The 1,638-nt window shown below is 39.4% G+C and carries 1 protein-coding gene; it reads right to left on the bottom strand.

What is annotated here, in order from left to right; genetic code table 11:
* Positions 1 to 112: 112 nt before the first annotated feature.
* On the bottom strand, positions 113 to 1,638 hold a 1,526-nt coding region (locus BAZSYMA_RS10405; RefSeq protein ID WP_241502567.1), incomplete at its 5' end, for an RHS repeat-associated core domain-containing protein.

Raw genomic sequence — 1,638 nt, 5'->3', positions numbered from 1 at the left:
TATTTATTTTTACAATTACAAAAGGATTCATTCAGTCATTGGGTATATTACACCTGCTCAGAAGATGGCTGAATTGAAAAAAGTGGCTTGAAATGTTGGACTATTACAGAAATCATGACATGGCGCAGCAGTTTGTTTGTTGTTTTATTTTAGATGATCTTCTATCAGGTGCAAAATAATCATGCATATCTCCACGAGGTGGCAGGGGTTTTTCAGCAGATATTAAAGGCATTTCTGGTTTTAAATATAGGAAAATGCTATCATCAACACTAATCTTAGTATCATCCAACTTTATAGAGGCTATCTCAAGGCTAAAAGTATTGGCAATTCTTAAAGAGGATCTACCGTTATCGCTACCACTAACAAAATTACGATAAAATCTTGGGTAATTTCCGTCAGCTCGATAAATCTCTATTACTTTGTTTGTGCTGGGGTTAACTATGCCTTCTCTGAGAAATATTTTAGGTAGCATATTTAATGCACCCGCTATTTTTGTCATTCCTAAATATTGGTAGGAGATTACTTCTGTTGCGTTCAAGCCAGAAGTGCAGTTTTTATCTCTAAAATTTGAATCAAAAGTTAACTGCCCTGTAGAGAAATTCATAATATTCTCAAACTCACTGGTGGAAGATGGAAGAGAATGCGCTTTAATTGTTAATGCCCCCTTGCTGTCCTTTGATTCTATGATAAATTTTGTATTGTCGTTGAGCAAGTCAAGTTTATTAGAAGAATAAGTCCTAACAATTCCTTCTAGTCTTTCATATGATTCTGGAAAATGAAACATGCTATCGCTACGATAAGTGCCTTCAATTGGACTTAATACATCCAGTTCATGAGGTTCGCCTTTATCCATTGGATAAACTTTAACATGTCCAGTCGGATCGATATATTTAAGCGGATTATTCCCCACATAAACATACAAATTCAAGCCATCAACCGCCCCTGCTGCATCAGGGCTTATCCACCTCGTTAGCCAAGAGGCTAGGTACCTAGCACCGTAGTAGGACAAACCACTGCTGTCGTCTCTTTCTTTGCCTGTGTAGCGGTAGCGTTTTTGTTGCACTTGGGTTTTGTCTTTGCCAGCGATAATAGCAGTGCCACCATAGGGATAGTAGTGTTCGTAGCTGAGGGTTTGGGCTTTGTCGTTCAACTCTAGAGTATTGGATTGTAGGTGGCTGGTGAGTTGGTAGCGGGTTTGGTCGGGATTTTGTGTGTTGTCTTTGCTACTTTCACTGAATATATGAGTACCAATGTGCAGGGTGCTGGTTTGTTGTTTTACTTCGTTGGTTGAAATATCTAATAAAGGCAGGTAGTCTCTTTGGCTTTGCACTTGATGGTCAGATTCAACCACAGTGCGGACTCGATTGCCTTGATAATCATAGATATAGTACTCTATGGTGTTGTTTTTGTCTGGCTTAATGAGTTGATTAAGGGTGTTGTTGTAGTGCCAATGTAGAGTGCTAATATTATCAAGGGTTAGTAGGTTGCCGTTGGCATCAAAGTCGTTGTCAGATTGCTGGGTTTCAGTACCACGGTTGTTGTTTGGGTGAATGGCGAGGGTTTGTTGCCATGTGCTGCTATTGGCTTGGTGTGAAAGGTGAGTTAAATTGTTACCTGTGTCGTAGTCATAAGTTTGCT

This window comes from Bathymodiolus azoricus thioautotrophic gill symbiont (genome assembly GCF_001298715.1).
Classification (GTDB): domain Bacteria; phylum Pseudomonadota; class Gammaproteobacteria; order PS1; family Pseudothioglobaceae; genus Thiodubiliella.
The sequence above is the reverse complement of the archived record's forward strand: the minus strand, read 5'-3'. Positions and strand labels throughout refer to the sequence as shown.